Raw genomic sequence first — 22,464 nt, forward strand, 5'->3', positions numbered from 1 at the left:
TACCATCCAGCAACTGCAAGACATGCTTGTTCTGGCAAAAAGGGCGTCTGATGAAGATTCATCTGATGCAGGTCGCAGACTAAGAAAGCGACAAGATGACCTGGTTACTCTCAATAAAGCTGAAAGGATGATCAATGATATTAGTCAGATAGCTCTCGGTTTGGTTGGGGGAGGCGCAAAAGAGGTTACACATGAACCACGAACAATTTATTGAGAAGAACGTACAGGCCGAGTTAACCAAGCTCGGCTTTTCTTCATCTATAGCAGGTATGGCAAGTGATAAGGCAGTCGATCACTATCGTCGCAGTTCGTCAGCGAGCAGAAAGGGCAAGATGTACGATGATTGTTTGCACATTGCTAAGGCGTGGGCGAGTAAATACAGCTCTGGTAAGCCGTCCCCAAAGTGAGGACCTCGGAAAAATCAATGAGATATCTATCAGAAACAGGAAAAATACAATGTTCAGATATAATTTAAAGCAAGCTGTCAAAATCAACATCAGCGGTGAAGTGGGTGAGATTAAAGGCCGGGCTGAATATATAAACAACCTCAATGACTATTTAGTCATCTATAGGGCATCTGACGGTCGAGCGGCTGAGGCATGGTTTGATGAAAGTGAGATTTCATCGGCAGACGAAGAGTAACTCATTCAGAGCATTCTGCTAATAGAGTGCTCGATAGTAGGGATTTCTTTATGGGCACCCGGCGGGTGGATACTGACTTTTTAGCAGGAAATTCTAATTCCAACTGTTTCCGGGTTGGAAAGGGTTCAGTGAGGTTAACAATGAAATTTGAAGATTTAACAATCGAATCACAAGTCGCAGCCCGTGAAGCTCTGATAAATGCACTAAATATAGAAATGGAATCTCGACGCTATATCGATAACGATAGGGCGAAATATATCGCCCGGAATATTAGAGATAGCTTTATTGCTCTTGAGACAGAGAACCCAAGGCGAGGCTATGGGGACGATGAAGTTGAAGCCGAGGATTAACCTTCATCCAAACCAGACCATCTTCTGGTTCCGCTTGATTTAGTGACAAGAATAGCTGGATTAGATTTTACTTTCTTTGCTGTATCACGAGCCAGATCCTTAATTTCATCTGTGGATTTATCACTGGTGATTGAATATTCCGCATCTGGCAAATGATAGATCTTGCCACTTGTGGTGGTAATAGTGCGCTCAAACCCAGCATTTTCCATTTTTTCATGTAATTTCTCATAATCCTTAGAGTTTGCATCATGTAATTCAACTCTAACGGTGAAATTTGCCATTTTTCTTATTCCTGATTTGACTGTGGAATGACCAACATATCAATTTTTCTTGACTGTGGAAAGCAGGAAACCCGCGCCGCCTGAGTGGGTTATCAAAGCAGGCATGTAATCAGATAACAGGTCGCTCACGCGGCCTTTTTATTTAAGGGAAAGAGACAAGCAGAGAGGTAAATATGCCTGAGCACCAGATTTCTCCCCATCTTGCGCCATCACTACGGCGTCATATCGCGGAATTGGCAGAAAAAAAAGCCAAGATGCTGGTTAGTATTATCAAATTAAAGCGATATCACGGACTGAGTAATGAAGAATTGGAGCATGTCATGAAAATGGCATGTGAGTTATCGAAGTAAGGAAATTAAAGAATGGCACAAAAGAAAGTCACGCTCACAGATGAGCAGAAGATTCTTTTCGATGCCCTAACTCCATTACAGCAAAAATTTGTCACTCACATTCTTAAGGGTAAGAACTTAACAGATGCTTACAGGCTGTCAGGGGGGAAGGCTAAAGGAGAATCAGCTTACACCCAAGCAAGTAGAATGATGAGTTTTGATAAGGTCAAAGCCTTTCTCGACGCAATGAACCAAGAAGCCGTTTCTGATGCCGTTATGAGCCGTCAGGAAGCCTTAGAGCGATTGTCTTCGATGGGCCGTGTCTCTATCTACGATATCGCTGAATTTCGCAACTGTCAGATAGGGGAAGACGACGAGGGCAAGCCAGTCTTTCAAGCGTCATGGCAATTCAAAGACTCAGCATTACAAGACCCGATGTATCTCAGTGCCATCTCAGAACTGACTGCGGGCAAAGACGGCATCAAGTTAAAGCTGCATGATCCGAAAGCCGCTATCAAGCAACTGTCTGAACTGATGGGCTGGGAAGCGCCGAAGAAGACGGAGGTTACTGGCGCGGATGGTGGGCCGATACAAATTGACTTAACGGATGAGCAACTTGAAGAGAGACTAAAGGAGTTCGGATATGGCCGTCGCTCAAGTCAGCTCAATGAGAAACTTACAGACTCTTGATGCATACAGACGTAGGGCTATAGAACAAGCAAGAACATCTCTGATGGATTTCACGCTCTATACCAATTCGCGCTATGAAACCGGTTGGTTCAATGAGTTGTTATGTTTAGAACTCGATCAGTTCCTGAGGGATGTTGAGAACGGCAAGATGCCGAGGCTGATGATATTTGCACCTCCTCGGTCTGGAAAAAGTGAATTGGCATCCAGAAGATTGCCAGCTTACGCGCTAGGTAAGCATCCAAATTGGCACATTATTTCGTGTTCGTATTCGTCAGATCTGGCTAATCGCATGTCACGCGACACGCAGCGCATTATTGATACAGAAAAATACCATGATGTGTTTCCCAATACTCGACTTAATGGAACGAACATCAGGACGCTTGCTGGTGGTGCCATTCGTACAGCCGAGTTGTGGGAAGTACTGGACGCTAAAGGTCAATTGCATGGCGGTTCTTATCGCGCTGCGGGTGTAAACGGTGGTATCACCGGGCAAGGGATGAATATCGGTATCATTGATGATCCTGCAAAGGACTACAAAACGGCCTCGTCACCGGTTTATCAAGAATCGGTAATGGACTGGTATGACACGACCTTTTTTACTCGTGCTGACCCGAAATTAAACGGCATCGTGATTATCCTCACGCGCTGGCATCAGAATGACTTGGCGGGGCAACTTCTTAAACTGGCTGAAGAAGGCGGCGAGTCGTGGCGCGTGGTCAGCTTTCCGATGGAAGCCGAAAAAGAAGAGATCCACGAGCTGAACGGCAAAACGTACAATTTGAGAAAGCCGGGTGAAATCCTGTTCCCTGAACGCATGCCACAGGATTTCGTCGATAAATGCAAACAACGGGGTTCACTTGTCTGGAATGCCTTATATCAGCAACGCCCTACAGCAAAAGGCGGTGGCTTAATCAAATCCGAGTGGTTTAAAGAGTACGCAGTCTTACCCCCGATACGTTGGAGTACGGTCTATGGCGATACAGCTCAAAAAATCAAAGAAGCCAATGACTTCTCTGTTTTTGAACTATGGGGCTTGGGTGAAGATGGCAAGATGTACCTGATTGATCTCATCCGTGGCAAGTGGGAATCGAAAGAGCTTAAACGTCGTGCAGTCGCTTTTTGGGCGAAATGTAAGGCGAGAAAAGATTGCGGTTCTTTGATTTCGATGAAGATTGAAGATAAAGCTTCTGGCACTGGACTGATCCAGGAAATCCAAACAGAGGCTCTATGCCCCGTAATCCCCATCCAGCGGGATAAAGACAAGTTTACACGATTGATGGATGTCCAAGGTTATATCGAGTCTGGATACATCTATCTCCCGGCAGAAGCGGAATGGATAAATGATTTTCTCACTGAAATGGAATCTATCACTCCCGATTTCAACACGCACGATGACCAGTTAGATCCGATGATGGATGCCATTTCTGATATGAAGTCCGGTGATTTAGGCGTATGGGAAGTTTTGGGACGATAACACTAGAAAATAACGGTTTCACACCAAAATCATCCTGAAATGGTTTTGGTGTTTTTGTTAACAACTCAGTAACAAATAAAAGCGCCTGATTTAGCAAAGAAGATTGAGGGTTTTATCCATCTTGGCAACAAATTTAAGTGAACCTCAAGCCCTCAGTTCACTTAAGAGTCATTATGTTAAAAAGTGCCAAATTTTAACAAATTTCAGTGAGGGAGCAATGACCCGTAAAAATCGCCGTGACGGCGCGAAAAAGCCCGTTAGGACTGCTGACGGGTACAACAACTTTACCGCAAAACTCGGTGGGTATACATCGAACATTCAGACTGGCGGTACCTACATACCCGGTTACATATCCCGCAACAGAGTTCAGATTGAGTTTGGTTATCGCAGCTCTTTCTTAATTGGTGCCGGTGTCGATGCGATGGCTGACGATATGACGCGTAAGGGAATTACTATCAGCTCACGGATGAAGCCAGACGCAAAAGGTCAGCTCGAAACGCTCTGGGAAGATATCGGACTGTGGGATGAATTAAACAACACTTTGACGTGGTCTCGACTCTACGGCGGTGCGCTGTTAGTTCTGCTGATTGATGGGCAGGATATGTCAACGCCTCTCAACCTTGAGACGATTGGTGAGGGGCAGTTCAAGGGCACGCTATGTCTTGACCGGTGGATGGTCAAACCAACAGACAGTGACTTAGTAAAAGAGTACGGCCCGCACTTCGGGAAACCCAAGTTCTATAACGTGGTGATCAATCAACAGGGAATTCCGCCCTGGAAGATTCACCACTCACGAGTGATACGAATGGAAGGCGATACGCTGCCATTTCAGCAAGCTCAAACAGAAAACGGCTGGGGGATGTCAGTGGTAGAGCGCATTTTCGAGCGCGTTCAGGCGTTCGATACGGCAACGGTAGGTACGACTCAACTCATTCACAAAGCGCATTTGCGGACGTATAGCATTGATGGTTTAAGGAAAATATTGGCTACAGGCGAAGGAAGTCCCGTATATGCTGCACTGATGAAGCATATGGATATGATCCGCGAATTCCAGACCATCGAAGGCATGACGTTAATGGACGCACTGGACACTTTCCAGACGCATAGCTATTCGTTCGCCGGTATTGCAGATGTCATCCTGCGTTTTGCTGAACAAGTCTCTGGAGCAACGGGAATACCCCTTGTGCGTTTGTTTGGTCAGTCTCCATCGGGTTTCAGTACGGGTGATGGTGACTTGGAGAACTACTATAGCCGGGTTAACACGCTTCAAGAAAGACGTCTCCGCCGTCCGTTGAGATGGCTGCTTGATATCTCACATCGGTCGCTATTTGGTTCGCCATTGCCTACCGATTTTACGTTTGAGTTTAATAAATTATGGGAAATGTCGGACACAGACAGAGCAACGATGGCGAACAATGTAGCGTCTGCAATTGGCACATTAGTAGATCGGCAAATTCTGCCAGTGCATGCAGCAATGACGGACTTACGCAACATGGCGGATGTGATCGGCATTGGGGGTTCAATCACAGATGAAGACATTGAAAGCGCAAAAGCAATCTGGGAGGAGTCTGAATCTGAAACCGGCCCTCCGCCGACGTTCGGAAATCCAGTATCGCAAAAGCCTACAGGCGATAGTCAGCCAAATAAATCAAATCATCACTGGCTCTTACGATGGTTCTCAGGCTAGCGCTGATGCCATCTCTGGTCATCTTATCGATTACTCGTATGTTATTGATGATTGGATTGCATCCGTTGCACATAAAATGTTCCTTCAAGTGGAGGGTGAAGAATGGCGCCAGTGGCGTTCCGTGTCGCAAGAGATTTCGGCAGGCTTACGGGATGTGGTTGGAAACACCCCGGTTGGACAAGTAGCTCAAGATATTGTTTATCGACAAATCCAACTGATGAAGTCACTACCGCTTGAAGCTGCTGAACGTGTACGGGAAATTCAAGACCGCGCGATTCAGGCCGTTATCAACGGTGAGCGACCGGACGAACTCTATCAGATGATTATTGAATCCGGGAATGTGGCCGCGAGTCGGGCAAGGATGATAGCACGGACTGAAATTGGCCGCGCGACAATGGCCCTTACACAGGCTCGCGCGTTATCAGTCGGCTCAGAAGGTTATTGGTGGCGTATTGAAGGCGCAGGCACGCGACCCTCACACAGGAAGATGAAAGATAAATTTGTGCGCTGGGAAGATCCGCCCACACTTGATGGGATGACAGGGCACGCAGGATGTCTACCTAATTGTAAATGTTGGCCGGAAGTTCATATACCCCCACCGAGAGAATAACAGGTCGCAAATAGCGGCTTTTTTAATACCTGAAAGCAGGTAACCCATGAAATATTTTTTTACGACGAAGCTTGGTGAAACACGCTATCTACAAGCCGATGGCTCGTTGTTGTGTAAAGACGTACCAATAGCCCGCACGGGTACGCAAACCTATTTGCCTGAAGAAGTTGACTTACAGCCCGATGCTAGTGGGCTTGTCACAGTATACCGGACTGAGGATGAGGTTTTTTCACCGGAAACAATGGCAAGTTTTGAAGGGGTGGCCGTTACGCTCGATCACCCGGAAGATGAAGAAGGCAACATTGTTTTTGTCAATCCGTCCAACTTCTCAGAACTGGCTCACGGGCACATCCAAAACGTCCGGCGCGGCACTGGCGATAAGTCGGATTTGCTGGTGGCTGACATGCTCATCAAGCGCAAAGAGGCTATTGATGCAGTGAATGCTGGAATGACCGATGTCAGTTGCGGCTACGATACGCAATACAAGCAGATAGCGCCCGGTAAGGGCAAGCAATACCAAATCACAGGAAACCACCTTGCCATTGTTAAAAAGGGTCGGGCGGGTTCCCGTTGCGCAATCGGGGATTCAGCCCCAAATTTCAAGTTCAAGAAGGAGAAGCCGGTTATGTCATGGCTTAAAAAGTTGGCGACAGCCGTTAAAACAAGAGACGATGACACGTTAGCGAAACTCATCGATGAAGCACCGGACCTTCCATCGGAGGGGATGGCCGCTATTCCGGGCGCGACAATCAACATCAATGTACCTTCTCAGGCAACCGCATTACCGCCCGCGGAGCGCACCACGGTTGATGACAAGCCCGACAACCCTGAAAAAAAGACAGAGGATAACGACGTGCCAGAATGGGCTCAAAAATTCATGGACTCAATATCAACGCGTTTAGATACGTTAGAGGGAAAAACGGCGGACAGTAACCCTGATGACGAAGAGGAAGACGCGAAAGTGACGGGTGATGCTGCCTACCGTCGCAATATCATTGCTGACGCGGAAATCATTTGTCCGGGATTCAAACCCACAGGGGATAAGTCCCTCAAGCGTCAAGTTCTTAATCATGCTGTACGTACTGGCGATAGCTCTTATCTGAAATCGTTCGGCATTTCGGATTATTCCAAGGCACCGAAAGCCACGGTCGATGCTGTTTTCAACGGGGCAGTCGCGGTTAATAAAGCAAAAAACCATATCCAACCCATTCCAACACGTACAGGCGATCATGCTCAGGCTGTCGCTCGCACTCCGGCAGAACTGAACAAAGTTTACGCCGATTTCTGGAAACGCAACAAATAAGGTAATCACACATGGCAGGAACATCCTATTTAACCCGTATGCCGCTTGGCTTTAACGGGACGGTCACTCGTTTGCGCGATTTGACCACAGAACCCGTCATTCTTGACCAAACCAAGGTATTCGGACAATACGGGCTGGCGGGTAAATACCACGGCGATAAGTTTGTACCGCTAGGCGATGGCGATTCCGCTGATCTCATTGTGGGCATTCTGGTTCGCCCTTATCCCATTCAAGCCCAATCCGACATGGCGCACCTTGGAATAAAAGCGGGCACGACTGGCGACATCCTAAAACGTGGCTATATCGCAGTCGCTGTAAAAGGCGCAGAAAGCGCAAAGAAAGGCGGAAAAGTCTACGTTCGCGTGAAGGGCGCAACGGCAGACAGTCCATTGGGATCGTTTCTTATTACGCCTGATAAGACCGCTGAAAATACACCGGAATTACCGGCAGCTAAAGTGATGGGGCCGGGTGATGCATCAGGCCATATCGAAATCGCATACAACATTTAAGGAACACTATGTTTACTATTGATAAAGCGACAAGAGACTCTACCGGTGTGTTTCTTGCCGGGGAATTAGAGCGCATTGACCAGACGCTTAATTTGCCTCTGGTCTCTTTCAAATGGAACCGCGACATGTCGCTCCGTTCCGATGTGTCTATCGCGGATGAGGTTTCCTCTTTCACTAACACTGACTTGGCAGCAATGGGCGGGGTTAACCCGAACGGGAAAAACTGGATTGGCAAGAACTCGACTGCCGTTGCCGGTATCAGCCTGAACATTGAGAAAACGCCACAGCCATTGACTTTGTGGGGTATGGAAATTGGCTGGACGCTACCAGAGCTGGCATCGGCTCAACAGGTGGGGCGTCCAATTGACACTCAAAAATACGACGCCATGCAATTGAAATGGAATATGGACGTCGACGAGCAAGTGTATATCGGTGACGCCGAGCTAGAAATGACCGGGTTGCTTAATTTGCATCAAGTAACTCCTCGCGCGGCGGCTGCGGCGTGGACGAAAGCAACGTCCCCGGATGATATTGTTGCGGATATCAATATTTTGCTGACGGACGCCTGGCTGGCGTCAGGTTACGCGGTATGCCCGCGCAAAATCGGTTTAGCGCCGGAGCTGTTCGGTCTGTTAGTGAGCAAGAAGGTTTCAGAAGCGGGCAATATCTCTGTACTGGAGTATATCAAGATCAACACGATTGCTTTTCAGGAAAACGGGGAGCCGCTGGAAATTGTCTCCATGAAATGGGCTTCTAAGCGCGGTGCACGTGGTGCCCATCGTATCGTAGCGTACACCCAAGAAGAGAAATATATCCGCTTCCCTCTTGTTCCTCTGTTGAGCACGCCTCTAGAGCCTCGCGGTTTGTATCAGTTGACAACTTACTACGGGCGTCTGGGACAAGTCGAAGTGCCATATGCGAACACCATCGCTTATCTGGACATCCCTGTATCTTGATTAATGGCGGGTTAGTCCCGCTTACTGAGGTTGATATGAAACGATATATGGTTACAGGTAGTGTTACGCTAAGTTTTCCTGATGGCCGCGAGGTAGTGCTTTCGCCGGGTGTCCACGAGTACACTGATGATGTTGCAGAACACTGGGCTTTCACCTCCTATGCGCAAGCGTTGGACAATCCTATAGAGGAACAGGACGACAAAAAGGGGAGGGCCGGCAATGGCAAAAAACAGTCTTCTTCCGACAGTTGATCAATTCCGCACCGACTGTCCTGAGTTTTGCGACAAGACCCGCTACCCAGACGCCGCAATCAATTTCTATCTTAGCCAGGCTGATAGTCTGCTCGATCAAAACGTACACGGTGACCAGTTCGTCTATCTGGCTGAACTCTTCACAGCACATTACGTTGAATTGAGAGGGAAAGCTATCACGGGTGTGGCTATCAGTGGCAGCGTAAGCACTGCGGGTGGCGGCGTATTGACGTCGAAATCCGTAGACAAAGTTTCAATGAGTTACGACACGTCAGGGATTATCAACCCCGATGCCGGATTCTGGAATAACACGGCATACGGAAGAGAGTTCTTTTGGTGGTGGTCCATGTTCGGGGCTGGTGGGAGGCAACTGTTATGAAAAGCGGTCTGACAATCAAAGCTGACAATGCGGCTGCCATACTGGAATCCCTCAAAAAGCTGTCAGGTATGGATGTGCTGGTGGGTATCCCGGCCGAAAATGCCACACGTGAAGACGGGGAAACTCTGAACAATGCGGAAATTGGCTATCTACAGTCTACTGGGGCCGAGGTAGAGCTTAACGGACAAACGGTCACACTTCCGCCGCGCCCTTTCCTTGATGTAGGAATAGAGGATTCACGTGAGGTCACCACGGCACACCTGAAAGCCGCGGCAGAGCTGGCGTTGGAGGGTAAGCAAGATGCCGCTATCCGTGAACTGGAAAAAGCAGGACAAATTGCTCGCGATGCTGCCAAGAAAGTCATCGGTGACGGCGACAGGCTTCACCCCTTATCAGAAAAGACCATTCAGAATCGACGTGATCAGGGTATCCCCGGCGATAAGCCGCTGTACGCCCACGGCTATCTGTTGCGCTCTATCAACTATGTTGTGAGGGATAAAAATGCCACTTCTTGATGTGACTGATATTTTATTTGATCCCGATTTTTGCGATACGACACTGAAATATACCCGGCGTAAGGTCATGGTAGATGATGATGGGTTCGCGACTTCTGAAAAAACGACAAAAGGTTTTGCCGGGGTAGTGACCGTTGATAGTGCTCTTGAGGCCCAGATAAGAATGTCCGGGCAAGTCGTCAGCGGTAATATCCTGATCATCACCACAGAACGGCTGATATCCGGGGAAACGGATAAAACGGGCGATGTGGTGACATATCAAAACCGGGATTATCTGGTTAAATCGGTTGATCCTTATACGGCTTATGGCGCCGGTTTTGTTCAAGCCCATTGTGAGCTGTTACCGTTTGATGGAGGGATACCCATTGAGTGATAGCACCCAACCCGGCTGGCTCACCCCGGTATCGGCACCGGTCTATGACCGCGAGGTGGAACGAAAGTTATCGCGCTGGATAAGTGCAGTAAGTGGTTTACCGGGGAAAATGATGTTCCCGAAATGGCAACCGAATGACGAAACGCGCGTCTTTCCCAGTAATGATGCTGACTGGTGCGCGTTCGGTATCGTGTCGATGATTTCCGATGATACGCCCGCTTTCGTTAATCAGACGGATGAAAGTACCGAATTATGGCGACATGAGAAAATCGAATGTCTGGTTTCATTTTATGGCCCGGCAGGGCAGCACCATTGCACGCAATTCCGGGACGGGATCACCCTCAGTCAGAACAACGACGAATTAGGGCGTTTCGGTCTATCACTGAGCCACTACGGTCGTATTTTTGCTGCGCCTGAACTCATCAACAATCAATGGGTGCGTCGTTATGACATGACGATCACCCTGCGGCGGAAAGTCGTGCGTGAATACGGTGTTAAATCGCTGGTGGAAGCGCCAGTTAAATTCTTTGGAGATTAAATTATGCAGGGTTTACCTGTTTCAAATATCGTCAATGTCACGATAAACATGGCCCCGCGTGCCGCGCAATCCCGAAACTTTGGTTCCTTATTAATAGTGGGTGCCAGCAATGTGATTGATACCCATGAGCGTTTACGCTTGTATTCCGATATCGATGGCGTCGGGGCTGATTTTGGGCTGGATACACCAGAGTACCAGGCTGCGGCACTTTATTATTCCCAGTCACCGCGCCCGGTTGATCTGTATATTGGCCGATGGGTAAAAGATCAGGCGCTCGCTGTCTTAAGGGGCGCGATACTGACGAAGCAACAGCAAGCCATCAGCAACTTTACGGCTATCACAGATGGATCTTTTAAGTTAACGATTAACGGTAAAGAAGCGGTATACAGCGGCATTGATTTGAGTAAAGAGACCAATCTGAATGGTGTTGCCCAGCGGATAGCGGAAAAGCTGAAAGATTGCACAGTGACGTGGGATACCTCACGGTTTGTTGTGACGTTACAGACATCGGGTACGGTGGGTTATGTTTCATCAGCCAGTGCAGGGACTTATATCGGTGACCTGTTAAAACTGGATCAAGTCGCTGGCGCTACGGCTATCGAGCCGGCCAAAGCAGAAACCATTGCTGAGGCGGTGGCAACATTGGGAGCGGTGTCCAGCGGTTGGTACGGATTAGTTATCGCTGATGACACGCTGACGGATAAAGATATTTTGTCTGTGGCCGACTATATCGAATCCGCATCCGTTTCCCGTATTTATGGACATACCGCACAGAAAACAGCGGTATTGGAGGCTGATGTTGATACCGATATCGGATCACAACTGAAAGACGGAAACTATCAGCGTACCCTCTGGCAATACTCATCGGGTAAACCGTATACCGTGGCTTCTCTGATGGGGCGAATGTTTACCGTCAATTTCAATGGCAATAACACCACCATTACCCTGAAATTTAAACAGGAACCGGCTGTGACGGCGGAAAGCCTGACAGCAACCCAGGCCAACGCCCTGAAGAAGAAAAACGGCAATGTCTTTGTTAAATACAACAATGACACCGCCATTATTCAGGAAGGTGTTATGGCGAACGGGGATTTCATTGACGAGCGCCACGGCCTGGACTGGTTACAGAACTACGTTCAGAACAATCTTTATAACCTACTTTACACCAGCACCAGCAAGATCCCGCAAACTGACGCAGGCGTTACGCGCTTACTGACCAATGTTGAGCAATCACTTGGTCAGGCTGTTACTAATGGGCTGGTGGCCCCTGGAGTTTGGAACGGTGGGAACATTGGACAAATCCAACCGGGCGATACCTTAACTAAAGGCTATTACGTCTATGCGCCGCCCATTGCGACACAGGCACAAGCTGACAGGGAAGCCCGGAAAGCACCGGTTATCCAGTGCGCCATCAAATTAGCGGGGGCTGTTCATTATGCTGATGTCATTATTAATGTGGTTCGTTAAGGGGTAAACATGGCTACTTATTCATTTATGGATGTTTCGGCATCAATGACAGGGCCGACCGGGGTTATTGATCTCGGCTATGGTTCAGCGACGTCAGAAGAGGGTATCACGGTCACGATGACCGAAGCCAAAAACACCATGACCATTGGGGCCGATGGTGAGGGGATGCATTCATTGCACGCGGGCAAATCAGGCACCCTCACAGTGACTTTACTGAAAACTTCACCGACCAATAAAAAGTTGTCACTGGCGTATAACGCGCAATCGCAATCGTCAGGAACCTGGGGGAATAATGTCTTTCTGATACGTAACCGGGTATCCGGGGAGGTGACAACAGCGCGGGGCGGTGCTTTCCAGAAACAACCCGATTATACCAACGCTAAAGACGGTGGAACCGTTGCCTGGGCATTTGACTGTATCAAGATAGATCAAGTGTTAGGGGAGTTCTAACGATGGAATTTGAAATCAATAATATTCAATACCGTACGGCAAAGCTGAACGTCTTCGATCAGTTGAAAGTGTCACGTAAGTTATTGCCCGTTCTGGCTGGGCTGGTGTCTGATATTCGTGCGGTACAGACAATGGCGCAAGGCAATAATATGGAAGGCGCTTTAGAGAAGGCGCTGCCTAAGATTGCACAAGCCGTTTCTGATTTAAGTGACGAAGATTGCAATGCGATCCTCTATCCATGCTTATCAGTGGTATCGCGTCAGCACGGCAAAGGATGGACCGCGGTGTTTTCACAAGGGGTATTGCATTTCGATGACATTGACTTGCCAACCTTGTTGCAACTTGTCGCGAGAGTGATCGGGGACTCTTTGGGAAATTTTTTGCACGCACTCCCCGCACAAGAGACGCCAATCCCGCCAGCGGCTTAACACTCGATACTCTGCCTGATGGGGAAGATTATCTTATGCGCCCCGTCGATGCCGGATATATCCAATATCCTGATCTCTTAAGCGGCACCGTTGACCTGGCGGATATCGCCCGCATGAACGACTGGCTGGATTTAAAAGCCGATAACGAGGCCCGCATAGCACGCTGGAGAGAGGCAAATGAGCGGTAATGTTGACACAATTAAAGACTTCCTTATCAGTCTGGGGTTTGATGTAGACGAGAAAGGCCGGGGTAAATTTGACGCTGTGGTGAAAGGCGTCACTGCCAACGTGCTTAAGCTGGGTACCGCGGTTGAAGGGGCAGCACTGACTATTGTCGGTTTTACCACTAAAATCGCGAATGGTCTTGATAAGCTTTACTGGCAGTCGCAACGTACCGGGGCAACAGTCGCCGGCATCAAAGCGCTCAGTTATGCCGTTTCACAGATGGGCGGAAGTGCAGAAGCCGCACAAGGCGCACTGGAAAATATGGCGCGGTTTATGCGTAATAATCCCGGTGCGGAAGGGTGGCTTAATCGGCTCGGGGTGCAAACTCGCGATTCGTCGGGGCAGATGCGTGATGCTGCCAGTATACTTGCGAGTGTCGGCCAGAAACTGAGTAGTATGCCGTATTATCGGGCTAATCAGTACGCTCAGATGCTCGGTATTGATGAAAATACACTCATGGCGATGCGCCGTGGGTTAGCCAGTTTCACTGCCGATTATCAGATGATGTTGCAGAAAACCGGGTTCAATGCTGACAAAGCCGCGCAGCAAGCCAATAAATTCACTACCGCACTACATGGCTTTAACGCGTTATTGGGTATCCTCCGAGATAAAATTGGCGCAAATTTGGCTGGTGGTTTAGCAGGTTCCTTCGACTCGTTACGTCAGAAGATACTTGATAACTTCCCAAAAATTGAAGCCACACTCACAAAGATCATCAAAGGCATCTTATGGTTTGCTGATGTCTTTAGTCGCATGGTTTACCGAGTCGTACAGGGCGTCGGGGAAATTATCGGCTGGTGGAAAGGACTGGATGAAAGTAGCAAGATGCTGATTGCCATGTTCGGCGCGATTGTTGTCGCGTGGCGTCTTCTGAACAGCGCGTTCCTGATGTCACCCATCGGCATGATCACCGTGTTAATTGGTGCGCTTCTTCTGCTTTACGACGACTACAAGACCTGGAAAGAAGGTGGTAAGAGTCTAATCGACTGGAGCAAATGGGAAAAAGATATCGACCGCGCGGTGGATGCCTTCAAAACAATAGGGAAATGGATCAAGAAAGGTGTTGACGGTATCGGCGGCTGGAAAAATGCTTTCCTAATTCTGGGTGGCGTCGTTGCAACTACCTGGGCTGTGAAGATGCTCGCTGGATTCGCCAAGGTTTCTGCTGCACTAACCCCCTTGATGGCTCGTCTCGCTCCACTCTTGGGGCTGGTGGCATACGGTGGATATCTGTACAGTGATTGGGACAATATCAAACAAAGTGCAGCGACGTCGTGGGACTATAACACCCGGCAAATTAAAAGGGGGATCGGGGACTTTGGTCAATGGTTAGGTATAAACAATGACTGGGCTAGCAAACATCAGGGAGGCTTGCCAAATCCGGTCACGGCAGATATCCCTGGTATGCCCGGTGCACCGACTCCACCCCCTGCGCCTGAATACAAGGAGAGGGGCTTACGCAACAACAACCCCGGCAACTTGAATTTTGCGAAGCAACGAGGCGCTGCACTGGAGAGCCCCGGTGGACGTTTTGCCCGATTTGAAACGGCGTTTGACGGTTTGCGAGCGCTCTCACGACAGTTAACGTTGTATGCCTCGCGTGGACTGACAACGATACGCGGCATTATCACGAAATACGCGCCACCGGAGGAAAATGATACCGAAGACTACATTGCTGTTATATCTAAGTTGCTGGGTGTTGATCCGAACGCCCAATTAAATTTACGGGACCCACAAATGTTAACCGCGCTGATGAACGGCATCATCCAGCGCGAAAATGGTCGTAACCCATACAACAGTGAACTTATCAGCAAGGCGGCAATTGCCGGGAGTGGTGGCGTTCAGCAAACAACGAACATTACCGTTCATGGCGCAACGGATGCGAAAGCCACGGCGAATGAAATCGCGAGTCGGCAAAATGGGGTGAACGCACGGTTAATACAACAGGTGAGCTAATGGATATTTTATCAGCGATTTTTCAGCAACAAACCCGGTCGTTTGGCACTGAAAGCATGTTGCTTGTGCCGAGCGTCGTTATTGCTGAAAAGCACACAGACGCGCTTGAAATCACAGAGCACCCTGTCGAAATCGGCGCTGCGGTCAGCGACCATGCCTACAAAAAACCCTCTGAAATTGTGATGGAGCTGGGTTTCGCTGGTGGGGGTTCGCTTCTCGATTTTGTTGATACGTCAAAGATTGGCTTGAGCATGGGCTTAAGCCCGAAAGAGACCTATCAGAAGATCCTCAACCTTCAAGAGTTACGAGAGCCCTTTAATGTCATTACCGGCAAGCGCACTTACGAAAACATGCTGATTAAAGCGATTGAAGTCACTACGGACCGGCATAGTGAGAACGTGCTGTTATGTACGTTGACGTTACGTGAAGTGATTATTACATCAACTCAAAAAGTACAGGTCGCGGAAAAAGAGGTCATGAAAACCGGTGTAAACACATCAGCGGTTGAGAACTCAGGCACAAAAACATTAAAGCCGGTCAATGAGTCTGCTTTATCAGAAATAAAAGAAGGCGCCGTTAATGCATTTAAAAGTTATATAAAAGGAGGCGGCTGATGCAAGTATCAGAAATTCCGCTCACGGCGAACAATCAATTTTTTGCAATTAAGCTGGGAAATACCGATATCAAGATGCGCCTGATTTACCGGGATGCTGCGGGTTGGGTGATGGATATCCAGGATAAATCGGGGGTGGATCTGCTGGTGGGGGCACCACTCATACCGGGTGTGAACCTGCTTGAACAATATCCTTATCTTGGTATTAACGGCATGTTAGTTATTGCCAGTGATGCAGACAGCGCGGAATACCCGACAGACACAAATCTTGGGTTATCCAGCCATTTATATTTTGTACAACCATAAGGTAAAAATATGAGTCAGAATTGGTTACGTCATTTTGAATTAATGCTAGTAGACGATCAGGGGAAAGGGATAGTTCTGTCAGATTTTAAAGTGACCTTTAATATTGAGTGGTTCACTATTAGTAATCCGCGCGTTGCAACGTTAAAGATTTACAATCTGTCAAAAGATACCAGCAATCGGATACTGGGTAGCGAGTTTTCGAAGATAAAAATTATCGTTGGGTATGACGGAATAACCCCAACCGTTCCTGAAAGCGAAGTCGGTAAAGCCCGCACCGTTGAGCCGGGAACCACTGGACAGCGTGACGGCAAAAATTACGGGGAGATCTTTAGCGGAGATATTCGCTATACGATGACGGGTCGTGATAATCCCACTGATACCTACACTCAAATTCAGGCGTGTGACGGTAACGAAGCCTTTATTAATGCTTTCACCAATCAAACCCTGGCGGCAGGGTATACTCTGAATGATGTCTATAACCTTGCTTTGCGAAGCCTGGAACCTTACGGTATCACTGCGGGAGCTAAACCCAAAATGCCGGATACTGTCTTTCCTCGCGGAAAAATGTTTTTCGAAAAGACGCGATATGTATTAGACAATATCGCGCAGCAATGTAAGGCCAAATGGCAATTTGTGGACGGTAAAGTCGAAATGCTGACGGATGAAATGGCCGTGCATAATGTTGTGGTGTTAAACAGCCGGACAGGATTAATTGGTATGCCGCAACAGACCATTGGCGCGGGCGTTAACGTGAAGTGCTTAATTAATCCGAATATCCGGGTAAATGGGTTAATTCAGTTAGATGAAGGCTCGGTATATAGAACAGTGCTGCCTAATGACGCTATAAACAAATCAGGTGATGAGCAGCAAAAAGATAATAAACAACAACGGGAAGGTAAACTCGTAGAAAAAAATGATAACGGGAACCTTTACGTCAGCGGCGTGTCTAATCCTCCAGCGAGTATAGCTACTGACGGTGTATATATCGTCAGGGGCATTATGTATACTGGTGATACTCGCGGCAATGCATGGTACCAAGAAATGATGTGTGAGGCGCGTGGGGCTGCGGATTTATATTCTGCTTCTGCACAACAAAGGGTTTATTCATGAGACATTGTTTTGTAAAGATAAGCCAGTTAGCGGTTATGCTTGGGCTTTTGATAAGTGGTTCAGCTTTAGCTGACCTGCAATGTGGTGGGTATACGCTCCATGCGGGTAGTGATGGCTGGACGAGAGTAAACGGTGAAAAAGTTACGTCTCAGAAAATTAAATTTCTGAAAGAAAAAAATGACTGGGATCAGATAAAAACAGACATGGGTCTCATGCCTGCCCGCGACGGTAACATGTACGGCTTCCAGTTTATCAAACGGAACGGCAAAGCGTGGTTGAATGTTCAACTATTACAAAACGCGATGGACGCACCGAAGATCATCGGCTCGTTTCCGTGTAAGAAAGTGGCGGATTAATCCGATGTATCAGCTGTGAAACAGCGGCAAGAACACACAAGAGGTCTGAATGAGTTCAGAGAAAATAGCTTTCATTTTTCCCGCTACAAAAGATGCCAGAGATAGGGAAGAGCCGATCCTTAATTTTCGATGTCCAGCGTTGCCCGTTGAAACGAAAATCATTATTGCTGCCGCTTTTGTTGGGCTTCACCAATCTAAAGACTATCTAATTTCTATCGATATTACTGACAGCAACGGCACAACAATTCTACATGGTCGGACAGAAGATATACCCGCAAAGGTATCAGTAACCGCTAATGATCCCGATGCAGAACCAACAGACGTGCCGGGTTTTTTGAGTGCTTCGGTTTCGATTAGGGTGATAAATGCTGGGATTTATGTAATAAAATGTTCTATAGCTCGCGCTGATACGCCTGACGAGACTATTCATAAATCAGAAGCCCGCTTTAGAATGGTTTCATCGGAGGCGCATAATGGGTAGTGAAGATTCTGTCATTGATGGCATGCGATTTTCTGATGGCCGGTGGTCATATACCGATACGCCATCAAGTAGACATTCACTTGATAATGGTTCATCATTCAAACAGGGTGGCGGAAACGGTGGAGGTGATGGCATGTTGGAAGCTCGTGTTGCGAGACTTGAGTCTGATGTTGAGCATATCAAAAAGTCTATAGACGAGATTAAATTGGATTTCAGGGACGCGAAAAAAGATATATCTGCAACAGCTAAAAAGATAGCAGAAATGGAACCCTCCTTGCTGGGGAAGATTCAATCCACTGAATTATCATTAAACAATAGGATTCAGTCAGTTGAATCATCGTTGAACAACAAAATTCAATCGGTTGAATCCACGTTAAGCAATAAAGTTCAATCAGTTGAACTATCGTTATCTGAAAAAATTAGCAGTGTAGACAAACGGATAGACGGCACTAAGGTTTGGTTTCTAAGTATACTGGTATTCTCAATTGCCATGCCTATCATCATGTTTTTACTTAATCTCTACCTTAAGAAATAACCATTTAAACCTATTTGCCATCTAACAATTAAGCCGCTTAACTGCGGTTTTTTTTATGGAGTTTCCCCCATGCCAGTATCAACTGAATCCAGAACCGGCGATTTATCAGAAACGCTGAAAGCCATAAATCATGCTCTCTCTTCTCAGCTTAGAGTTGCCATGCCGGGTATCATCCAATCGTTTAATGCTGAGGCGGCAACGTGTGTTGTTCAGCCTGCAATTAAAAGTGGTATTGCTGATCCTGAGGGGAAAGCTACCTCGGTATCCTTGCCGTTGTTAGTCGATGTACCTGTTATATTTCCAAGAGGCGGAGGTGTGACGTTAACGTTCCCGGTAAAAGCGGGTGATGAATGCCTGGTTATATTTGCTGATCGCTGCATTGATTTCTGGTGGCAATCTGGTGGCGTACAAGAACCGGCAGACCAGCGGCAACATGATTTATCTGATGCCTTTGCTATTGTTGGACCGCAATCACAGTCAAAGAGAATATCGGGCATCAGCACAAACACCGCTCAGTTGAGAAGTGATGATGGCGCAGCGTATATCGAACTCGATCCCGGCAGTCATAATGTCACGGTTGTTACACCTGCAAAACTTATTGCAACTGCCAATGGCGGTACTGAAATCACCTCACCTGAAATCACCCTGAACGGTAACGTCACCATTAACGGCAACTTATCGCAGGGGATGGGTGCGGGTGGCGGAACGGCAACGATGCAAGGTCCGGTCACCGTGAATAATGATGTGATAGCGGGTGGCATAAGCCTGAAAAACCATGTCCATAGTGGCGTGCAATCGGGCGGCAGCAAGACGGGAGGTCCCCAGTGAGATATCGACGTGAAGACGAGAACGGCGATTACAGTTTCGGACAGGGGGATAATACGTTTCTGACGAATTCGCCCGAAGCCGTTGCGCTGGCAGTAAAAACCCGGCTTGCACTATGGCGTGGGGATTGGTTTCTAGATATGAAAGAGGGTACACCCTATGTTCAGTCAGTGCTCGGAAAACAGCGATCTGATGTTTATATCCTTGCTGTTCGGGACCGTATCCTAAAAACCAAAGGTGTTAAATCCATCATTTCTTTCGATACACGCAATGACGGCACGACACGCCGCCTCACATTCACCGCCACTATTGACACCCTCTACGGACAAATCACGGTAACAAGCGAGGCATAATGTTAAATCTAGATACGTTAAGGCTGGCCGCAACTGTGACAGCTTCAGGCATCAGTGCGCCTGATTACCAGACCATTCTGAATAAAATTACGGAATTTGCTCGTCAGATATACGGTACCGATGCTTACTTGGAACCCGATAGCAAAGACGGGCAGATGCTAGCAATTTACGCGTTAGCAATACACGATGCGAATAATGCCGTCATAGCGGCTTATAACTCGTTTAGTCCGGCAACAGCAACCGGCGCAGCGCTGTCTAACAACGTCAAAATCAATGGGATAGCGCGGCATACTTCTACTTATTCAACTGTTGATGTCAAATTAATTGGTGCTGTCGGTACTACGGTAAAAAATGGCATTGTGCGAGACAAACAAGGTTATGCCTGGACTCTTCCTGATACGGTTTCGATAGGTCTGCATGGGTACGTAATAGCAACAGCGACTTGTCAGACTAAAGGTAAGATAACCGCATTGCCGGGAGACGTTACTATCATCGGAACCCCGACGCAGGGCTGGCAAAGCGTAACTAATTTAGCCGCAGCAGCTACAGGCCAGCCCATCGAATTGGATGCCGCCTTGCGAGAACGGCAACGTAAATCTGTAGCGCTGCCATCTCGGACTGTGTTAGACGGAATTCAGGGCGCCATCAGCTTGATACCGGGTGTCGTTCGTCGGCGTGGGTTTGAGAATGACACTAATGTGACGGACAACAACGGCATTCCGCCGCATTCGATTGCAATGATAGTTGATGGTGGTGATGCGAAACTGATAGCGAAGACCATAGAGACAAAGAAAGGACCGGGAGCAGGAACCTTTGGCGATACTGAAATTAAGATAGCCGATAGCTATGGCATTCTGCACCCGATTCACTTTTCACGCCCGAAAGACGTGCCGGTATTCGTTGAGATAACCTTGACGGCATTTGAGGGATATACAACGCTGGTAGGCGATAGAATTCGTGCAGCAATCGCAAGTTATATCGATGCTCAGTTAATTGGTGATAACGTTTATTTAAGCCGTTTATTTTCTCCCGCTAATTTACATGATGAAGAGGGTTTAACTTATGACATTTTTGAAATTCAAATAGGCAGGTCAGAGGATGAGGTATCACCGAGCAATTTAATTGTTGTATTTGATGAAGCGGTTACATGTAAGCCAGAGCATATTAAGCTAATCGCGAGGTGACGATGAGAGATTATTTATCACTGATTACCCCTCAGCATAGAACGGCAAATAAATTTGTTACTCACATCGATTTCATTACCCGGCCACTATCTAATATTGCTACTGTTGCAGGTTTTTTGAATACCCAATTCTCAATTGATGAGGCGGTTGGGGTTCAACTAGACGCAGTAGGAGAGTGGATTGGCATATCTCGGTATGTCAAAACGCCGATTGTCGGGGTGTATTTTGCGCTCGATACGGAAGGCGTGGGGCTAGATGAAGGGAGCTGGAAACGGCAATATGACTCTGATTCCGGCTTTACAGAGCTTGATGATGAAACTTACCGAACCATATTGCGCACAAAAATTCGAGCGAATCACTGGGATGGTACGAATGAAATGCTAGCTGAGATTTATCAGGGAGTAATTCCCGACGAATCTGTATTAATATTTTTCGTTGATAACCAAGACATGACGATGGATGTTTATGTTACTGGCGGTGTCGTGCCAGAAGTTGTTAAAGCGGTTATTCAGCAAGGATATTTAAATATTAAACCCGGAGCAGTCAGAGTTAATAATTATACCAATTCAGAAAATAGAGGAGTTATTTTCGGATTTGATTCAGACAGTAAATATATTGCCGGTTTTGATACTGGTTGTTGGTCCATTCTATTAAATTAAGAGTAAAATAAATGGCTAAGAATGAATTTCTAACCTTTGGTATGGCCGAAGGCGCTAACGTATTGTCAAATGACGAGTACGCAGCGTTAGCAGCGAGAGTAAATGGGTTTAGTGCGGGCGTTGCAAAGTCCCGCGAATTAAATAAAGCCTGGCGGCAATCATCTATTATTACGCATATTCTTGCTGATTTTATCGCAAAAGAATCTGGCAATGATGTTCTGGATAATGGGAATATCGACGCTCTGAAAAGTAATTTGGCATTAGCAATTAAAAATGCCCTGCCGGAAGTCCGTGACGCCACACTCACAGAAAAAGGCATAATACAATTAAGTAACGCTACAGATAGCACCAGTGAAAGGCTTGCTGCTACTCCTAGGGCCGTAAAATACGCTTATGACTTAGCAAATACGGCAAACAATAACGCCAACACCAAGTTATCAAAATCCCAAAACGGCGCGGATATCCCAGACAAGAATGCGTTTGTGAAAAACTTGGGTTTAGTGGAAACGGTGAATAAGGCGAATAATGCGTATCCAAAATCTGGTGGTATTGTAAACGGGTATGTGGATGCCACTGGATATATTTCCGGTAAGGGTGTGTATGAAGCACCCGGTATTCGGGTATATAGT

Annotated in this window: 33 protein-coding genes and 1 pseudogene; 33 read left to right on the forward strand and 1 reads right to left on the reverse strand. The window is 47.4% G+C overall.

Features of this window, described 5'->3' with window-relative positions; genetic code table 11:
- From C5469_RS20075 to C5469_RS20090, 4 genes and pseudogenes are all read left to right on the forward strand, one after another.
- Nucleotides 1–214 (forward strand): annotated as a pseudogene (locus C5469_RS20075) (Rha family transcriptional regulator); the annotation flags it as partial.
- Nucleotides 192–407 (forward strand): hypothetical protein, encoded by a 216-nt coding sequence (locus tag C5469_RS20080; RefSeq protein ID WP_166310229.1) that lies wholly within the window; start codon nt 192–194, stop codon nt 405–407. The pseudogene C5469_RS20075 and the gene C5469_RS20080, both read left to right, overlap by 23 nt.
- Before the next feature lie 49 nt (nt 408–456).
- Nucleotides 457–642: a hypothetical protein gene (locus C5469_RS20085; protein ID WP_036838631.1), complete on the forward strand. Its 186-nt coding sequence runs from the start codon at nt 457–459 to the stop codon at nt 640–642.
- A 128-nt stretch (nt 643–770) separates the two neighbouring features.
- Entirely contained in the window at nt 771–992 is a 222-nt protein-coding gene (locus C5469_RS20090; RefSeq protein ID WP_166310231.1) for a hypothetical protein, read from the forward strand.
- On the opposite strand, the gene ghoS is transcribed toward C5469_RS20090, so the two are convergent.
- Nucleotides 989–1,273, reverse strand: a complete 285-nt coding sequence (gene ghoS / locus C5469_RS20095) for a type V toxin-antitoxin system endoribonuclease antitoxin GhoS (RefSeq protein ID WP_036841069.1) — start codon at nt 1,271–1,273, stop codon at nt 989–991. The two genes, C5469_RS20090 and ghoS, sit on opposite strands and share 4 nt — an antisense overlap.
- Before the next feature lie 173 nt (nt 1,274–1,446).
- Here ghoS and C5469_RS20100 point away from each other — a divergent pair, with 173 nt between their 5' ends.
- The 29 genes from C5469_RS20100 to C5469_RS20240 form a co-directional block, all read left to right on the forward strand.
- Entirely contained in the window at nt 1,447–1,623 is a 177-nt protein-coding gene (locus C5469_RS20100) for a hypothetical protein (protein WP_166310233.1), read from the forward strand.
- 12 nt (nt 1,624–1,635) lie between these two features.
- Nucleotides 1,636–2,292, forward strand: coding sequence for a terminase small subunit (locus C5469_RS20105; RefSeq protein WP_166310235.1), 657 nt, complete (start codon nt 1,636–1,638; stop codon nt 2,290–2,292).
- On the forward strand, nt 2,246–3,766 hold the full coding sequence (terL, locus tag C5469_RS20110) for a phage terminase large subunit (RefSeq protein ID WP_166310237.1): 1,521 nt from the start codon (nt 2,246–2,248) through the stop codon (nt 3,764–3,766). Before C5469_RS20105 ends, terL begins: the two co-directional genes overlap by 47 nt.
- A gap of 217 nt (nt 3,767–3,983) precedes the next feature.
- Nucleotides 3,984–5,453 (forward strand): DUF1073 domain-containing protein, encoded by a 1,470-nt coding sequence (locus C5469_RS20115; protein ID WP_166310238.1) that lies wholly within the window; start codon nt 3,984–3,986, stop codon nt 5,451–5,453.
- Nucleotides 5,454–5,529: 76 nt separating this feature from the next.
- Nucleotides 5,530–6,063, forward strand: a complete 534-nt coding sequence (locus C5469_RS20120; protein WP_166310239.1) for a phage head morphogenesis protein — start codon at nt 5,530–5,532, stop codon at nt 6,061–6,063.
- A 46-nt stretch (nt 6,064–6,109) separates the two neighbouring features.
- The gene (locus C5469_RS20125) at nt 6,110–7,366 is read left to right on the forward strand and encodes a DUF2213 domain-containing protein (RefSeq protein WP_166310240.1); all 1,257 of its coding nucleotides are present in this window, start codon (nt 6,110–6,112) and stop codon (nt 7,364–7,366) included.
- Nucleotides 7,367–7,377: 11 nt separating this feature from the next.
- Nucleotides 7,378–7,875, forward strand: a complete 498-nt coding sequence (locus tag C5469_RS20130) for a structural cement protein Gp24 (protein ID WP_023044718.1) — start codon at nt 7,378–7,380, stop codon at nt 7,873–7,875.
- Between the two features lie 8 nt (nt 7,876–7,883).
- A complete protein-coding gene (locus C5469_RS20135) occupies nt 7,884–8,831 on the forward strand; it encodes a DUF2184 domain-containing protein (protein WP_166310241.1) in 948 nt (315 codons plus the stop codon).
- Between the two features lie 35 nt (nt 8,832–8,866).
- Nucleotides 8,867–9,082 carry an STY1053 family phage-associated protein gene (locus C5469_RS20140; RefSeq protein WP_166310243.1) on the forward strand — a complete coding sequence of 72 codons (216 nt, stop codon included), beginning with the start codon at nt 8,867–8,869 and terminating at the stop codon, nt 9,080–9,082.
- Complete coding sequence (locus C5469_RS20145) at nt 9,051–9,461, forward strand: DUF4054 domain-containing protein (protein ID WP_023045947.1); 411 nt, start codon at nt 9,051–9,053, stop codon at nt 9,459–9,461. Before C5469_RS20140 ends, C5469_RS20145 begins: the two co-directional genes overlap by 32 nt.
- Nucleotides 9,458–9,976, forward strand: a complete 519-nt coding sequence (locus C5469_RS20150; RefSeq protein ID WP_166310245.1) for a hypothetical protein — start codon at nt 9,458–9,460, stop codon at nt 9,974–9,976. The genes C5469_RS20145 and C5469_RS20150 overlap by 4 nt, the downstream gene beginning before the upstream one ends.
- Entirely contained in the window at nt 9,963–10,349 is a 387-nt protein-coding gene (locus tag C5469_RS20155) for a head-tail adaptor (protein WP_166310247.1), read from the forward strand. Before C5469_RS20150 ends, C5469_RS20155 begins: the two co-directional genes overlap by 14 nt.
- Nucleotides 10,327–10,887, forward strand: coding sequence for a phage neck terminator protein (locus tag C5469_RS20160; protein ID WP_166310265.1), 561 nt, complete (start codon nt 10,327–10,329; stop codon nt 10,885–10,887). Before C5469_RS20155 ends, C5469_RS20160 begins: the two co-directional genes overlap by 23 nt.
- 3 nt (nt 10,888–10,890) lie before the next feature.
- Entirely contained in the window at nt 10,891–12,354 is a 1,464-nt protein-coding gene (locus tag C5469_RS20165; RefSeq protein ID WP_207629254.1) for a DUF3383 domain-containing protein, read from the forward strand.
- Between the two features lie 9 nt (nt 12,355–12,363).
- On the forward strand, nt 12,364–12,804 hold the full coding sequence (locus C5469_RS20170; protein ID WP_166310249.1) for a phage structural protein: 441 nt from the start codon (nt 12,364–12,366) through the stop codon (nt 12,802–12,804).
- 2 nt (nt 12,805–12,806) lie between these two features.
- Nucleotides 12,807–13,232 carry a phage tail assembly chaperone gene (locus C5469_RS20175; protein ID WP_166310251.1) on the forward strand — a complete coding sequence of 142 codons (426 nt, stop codon included), beginning with the start codon at nt 12,807–12,809 and terminating at the stop codon, nt 13,230–13,232.
- A gap of 35 nt (nt 13,233–13,267) precedes the next feature.
- Entirely contained in the window at nt 13,268–13,420 is a 153-nt protein-coding gene (locus tag C5469_RS20180; RefSeq protein ID WP_023043385.1) for a DUF6889 family protein, read from the forward strand.
- Complete coding sequence (locus C5469_RS20185) at nt 13,410–15,413, forward strand: lytic transglycosylase catalytic (RefSeq protein ID WP_166310253.1); 2,004 nt, start codon at nt 13,410–13,412, stop codon at nt 15,411–15,413. Before C5469_RS20180 ends, C5469_RS20185 begins: the two co-directional genes overlap by 11 nt.
- Nucleotides 15,413–16,027, forward strand: a complete 615-nt coding sequence (locus tag C5469_RS20190) for a phage baseplate protein (protein ID WP_036839518.1) — start codon at nt 15,413–15,415, stop codon at nt 16,025–16,027. Before C5469_RS20185 ends, C5469_RS20190 begins: the two co-directional genes overlap by 1 nt.
- Nucleotides 16,027–16,332 carry a phage baseplate plug family protein gene (locus tag C5469_RS20195; RefSeq protein WP_036839516.1) on the forward strand — a complete coding sequence of 102 codons (306 nt, stop codon included), beginning with the start codon at nt 16,027–16,029 and terminating at the stop codon, nt 16,330–16,332. Before C5469_RS20190 ends, C5469_RS20195 begins: the two co-directional genes overlap by 1 nt.
- Nucleotides 16,333–16,341: 9 nt before the next feature.
- On the forward strand, nt 16,342–17,442 hold the full coding sequence (locus tag C5469_RS20200) for a baseplate hub protein (protein ID WP_036839514.1): 1,101 nt from the start codon (nt 16,342–16,344) through the stop codon (nt 17,440–17,442).
- A 35-nt stretch (nt 17,443–17,477) separates the two neighbouring features.
- On the forward strand, nt 17,478–17,798 hold the full coding sequence (locus tag C5469_RS20205; protein ID WP_207629258.1) for a hypothetical protein: 321 nt from the start codon (nt 17,478–17,480) through the stop codon (nt 17,796–17,798).
- Nucleotides 17,799–17,847: 49 nt separating this feature from the next.
- Nucleotides 17,848–18,279, forward strand: a complete 432-nt coding sequence (locus C5469_RS20210; protein WP_036839512.1) for a hypothetical protein — start codon at nt 17,848–17,850, stop codon at nt 18,277–18,279.
- Entirely contained in the window at nt 18,272–18,814 is a 543-nt protein-coding gene (locus C5469_RS20215; RefSeq protein ID WP_166310255.1) for a hypothetical protein, read from the forward strand. The genes C5469_RS20210 and C5469_RS20215 overlap by 8 nt, the downstream gene beginning before the upstream one ends.
- A 69-nt stretch (nt 18,815–18,883) precedes the next feature.
- Nucleotides 18,884–19,642: a phage baseplate assembly protein V gene (locus C5469_RS20220; RefSeq protein WP_166310257.1), complete on the forward strand. Its 759-nt coding sequence runs from the start codon at nt 18,884–18,886 to the stop codon at nt 19,640–19,642.
- The gene (locus C5469_RS20225; RefSeq protein WP_166310259.1) at nt 19,639–19,992 is read left to right on the forward strand and encodes a contractile injection system sheath initiator; all 354 of its coding nucleotides are present in this window, start codon (nt 19,639–19,641) and stop codon (nt 19,990–19,992) included. Before C5469_RS20220 ends, C5469_RS20225 begins: the two co-directional genes overlap by 4 nt.
- The gene (locus tag C5469_RS20230) at nt 19,989–21,176 is read left to right on the forward strand and encodes a baseplate J/gp47 family protein (protein ID WP_339414590.1); all 1,188 of its coding nucleotides are present in this window, start codon (nt 19,989–19,991) and stop codon (nt 21,174–21,176) included. Before C5469_RS20225 ends, C5469_RS20230 begins: the two co-directional genes overlap by 4 nt.
- A 2-nt stretch (nt 21,177–21,178) precedes the next feature.
- Nucleotides 21,179–21,835, forward strand: coding sequence for a baseplate wedge 1 family protein (locus C5469_RS20235; protein WP_166310263.1), 657 nt, complete (start codon nt 21,179–21,181; stop codon nt 21,833–21,835).
- A gap of 11 nt (nt 21,836–21,846) precedes the next feature.
- Nucleotides 21,847–22,464 (forward strand): phage tail protein (locus C5469_RS20240; RefSeq protein WP_207629256.1); only part of this gene is annotated, 618 nt, incomplete at its 3' end.

Origin of the sequence: Photorhabdus cinerea, assembly GCF_011189575.1 — a bacterium.
Taxonomy (GTDB): domain Bacteria; phylum Pseudomonadota; class Gammaproteobacteria; order Enterobacterales; family Enterobacteriaceae; genus Photorhabdus; species Photorhabdus cinerea.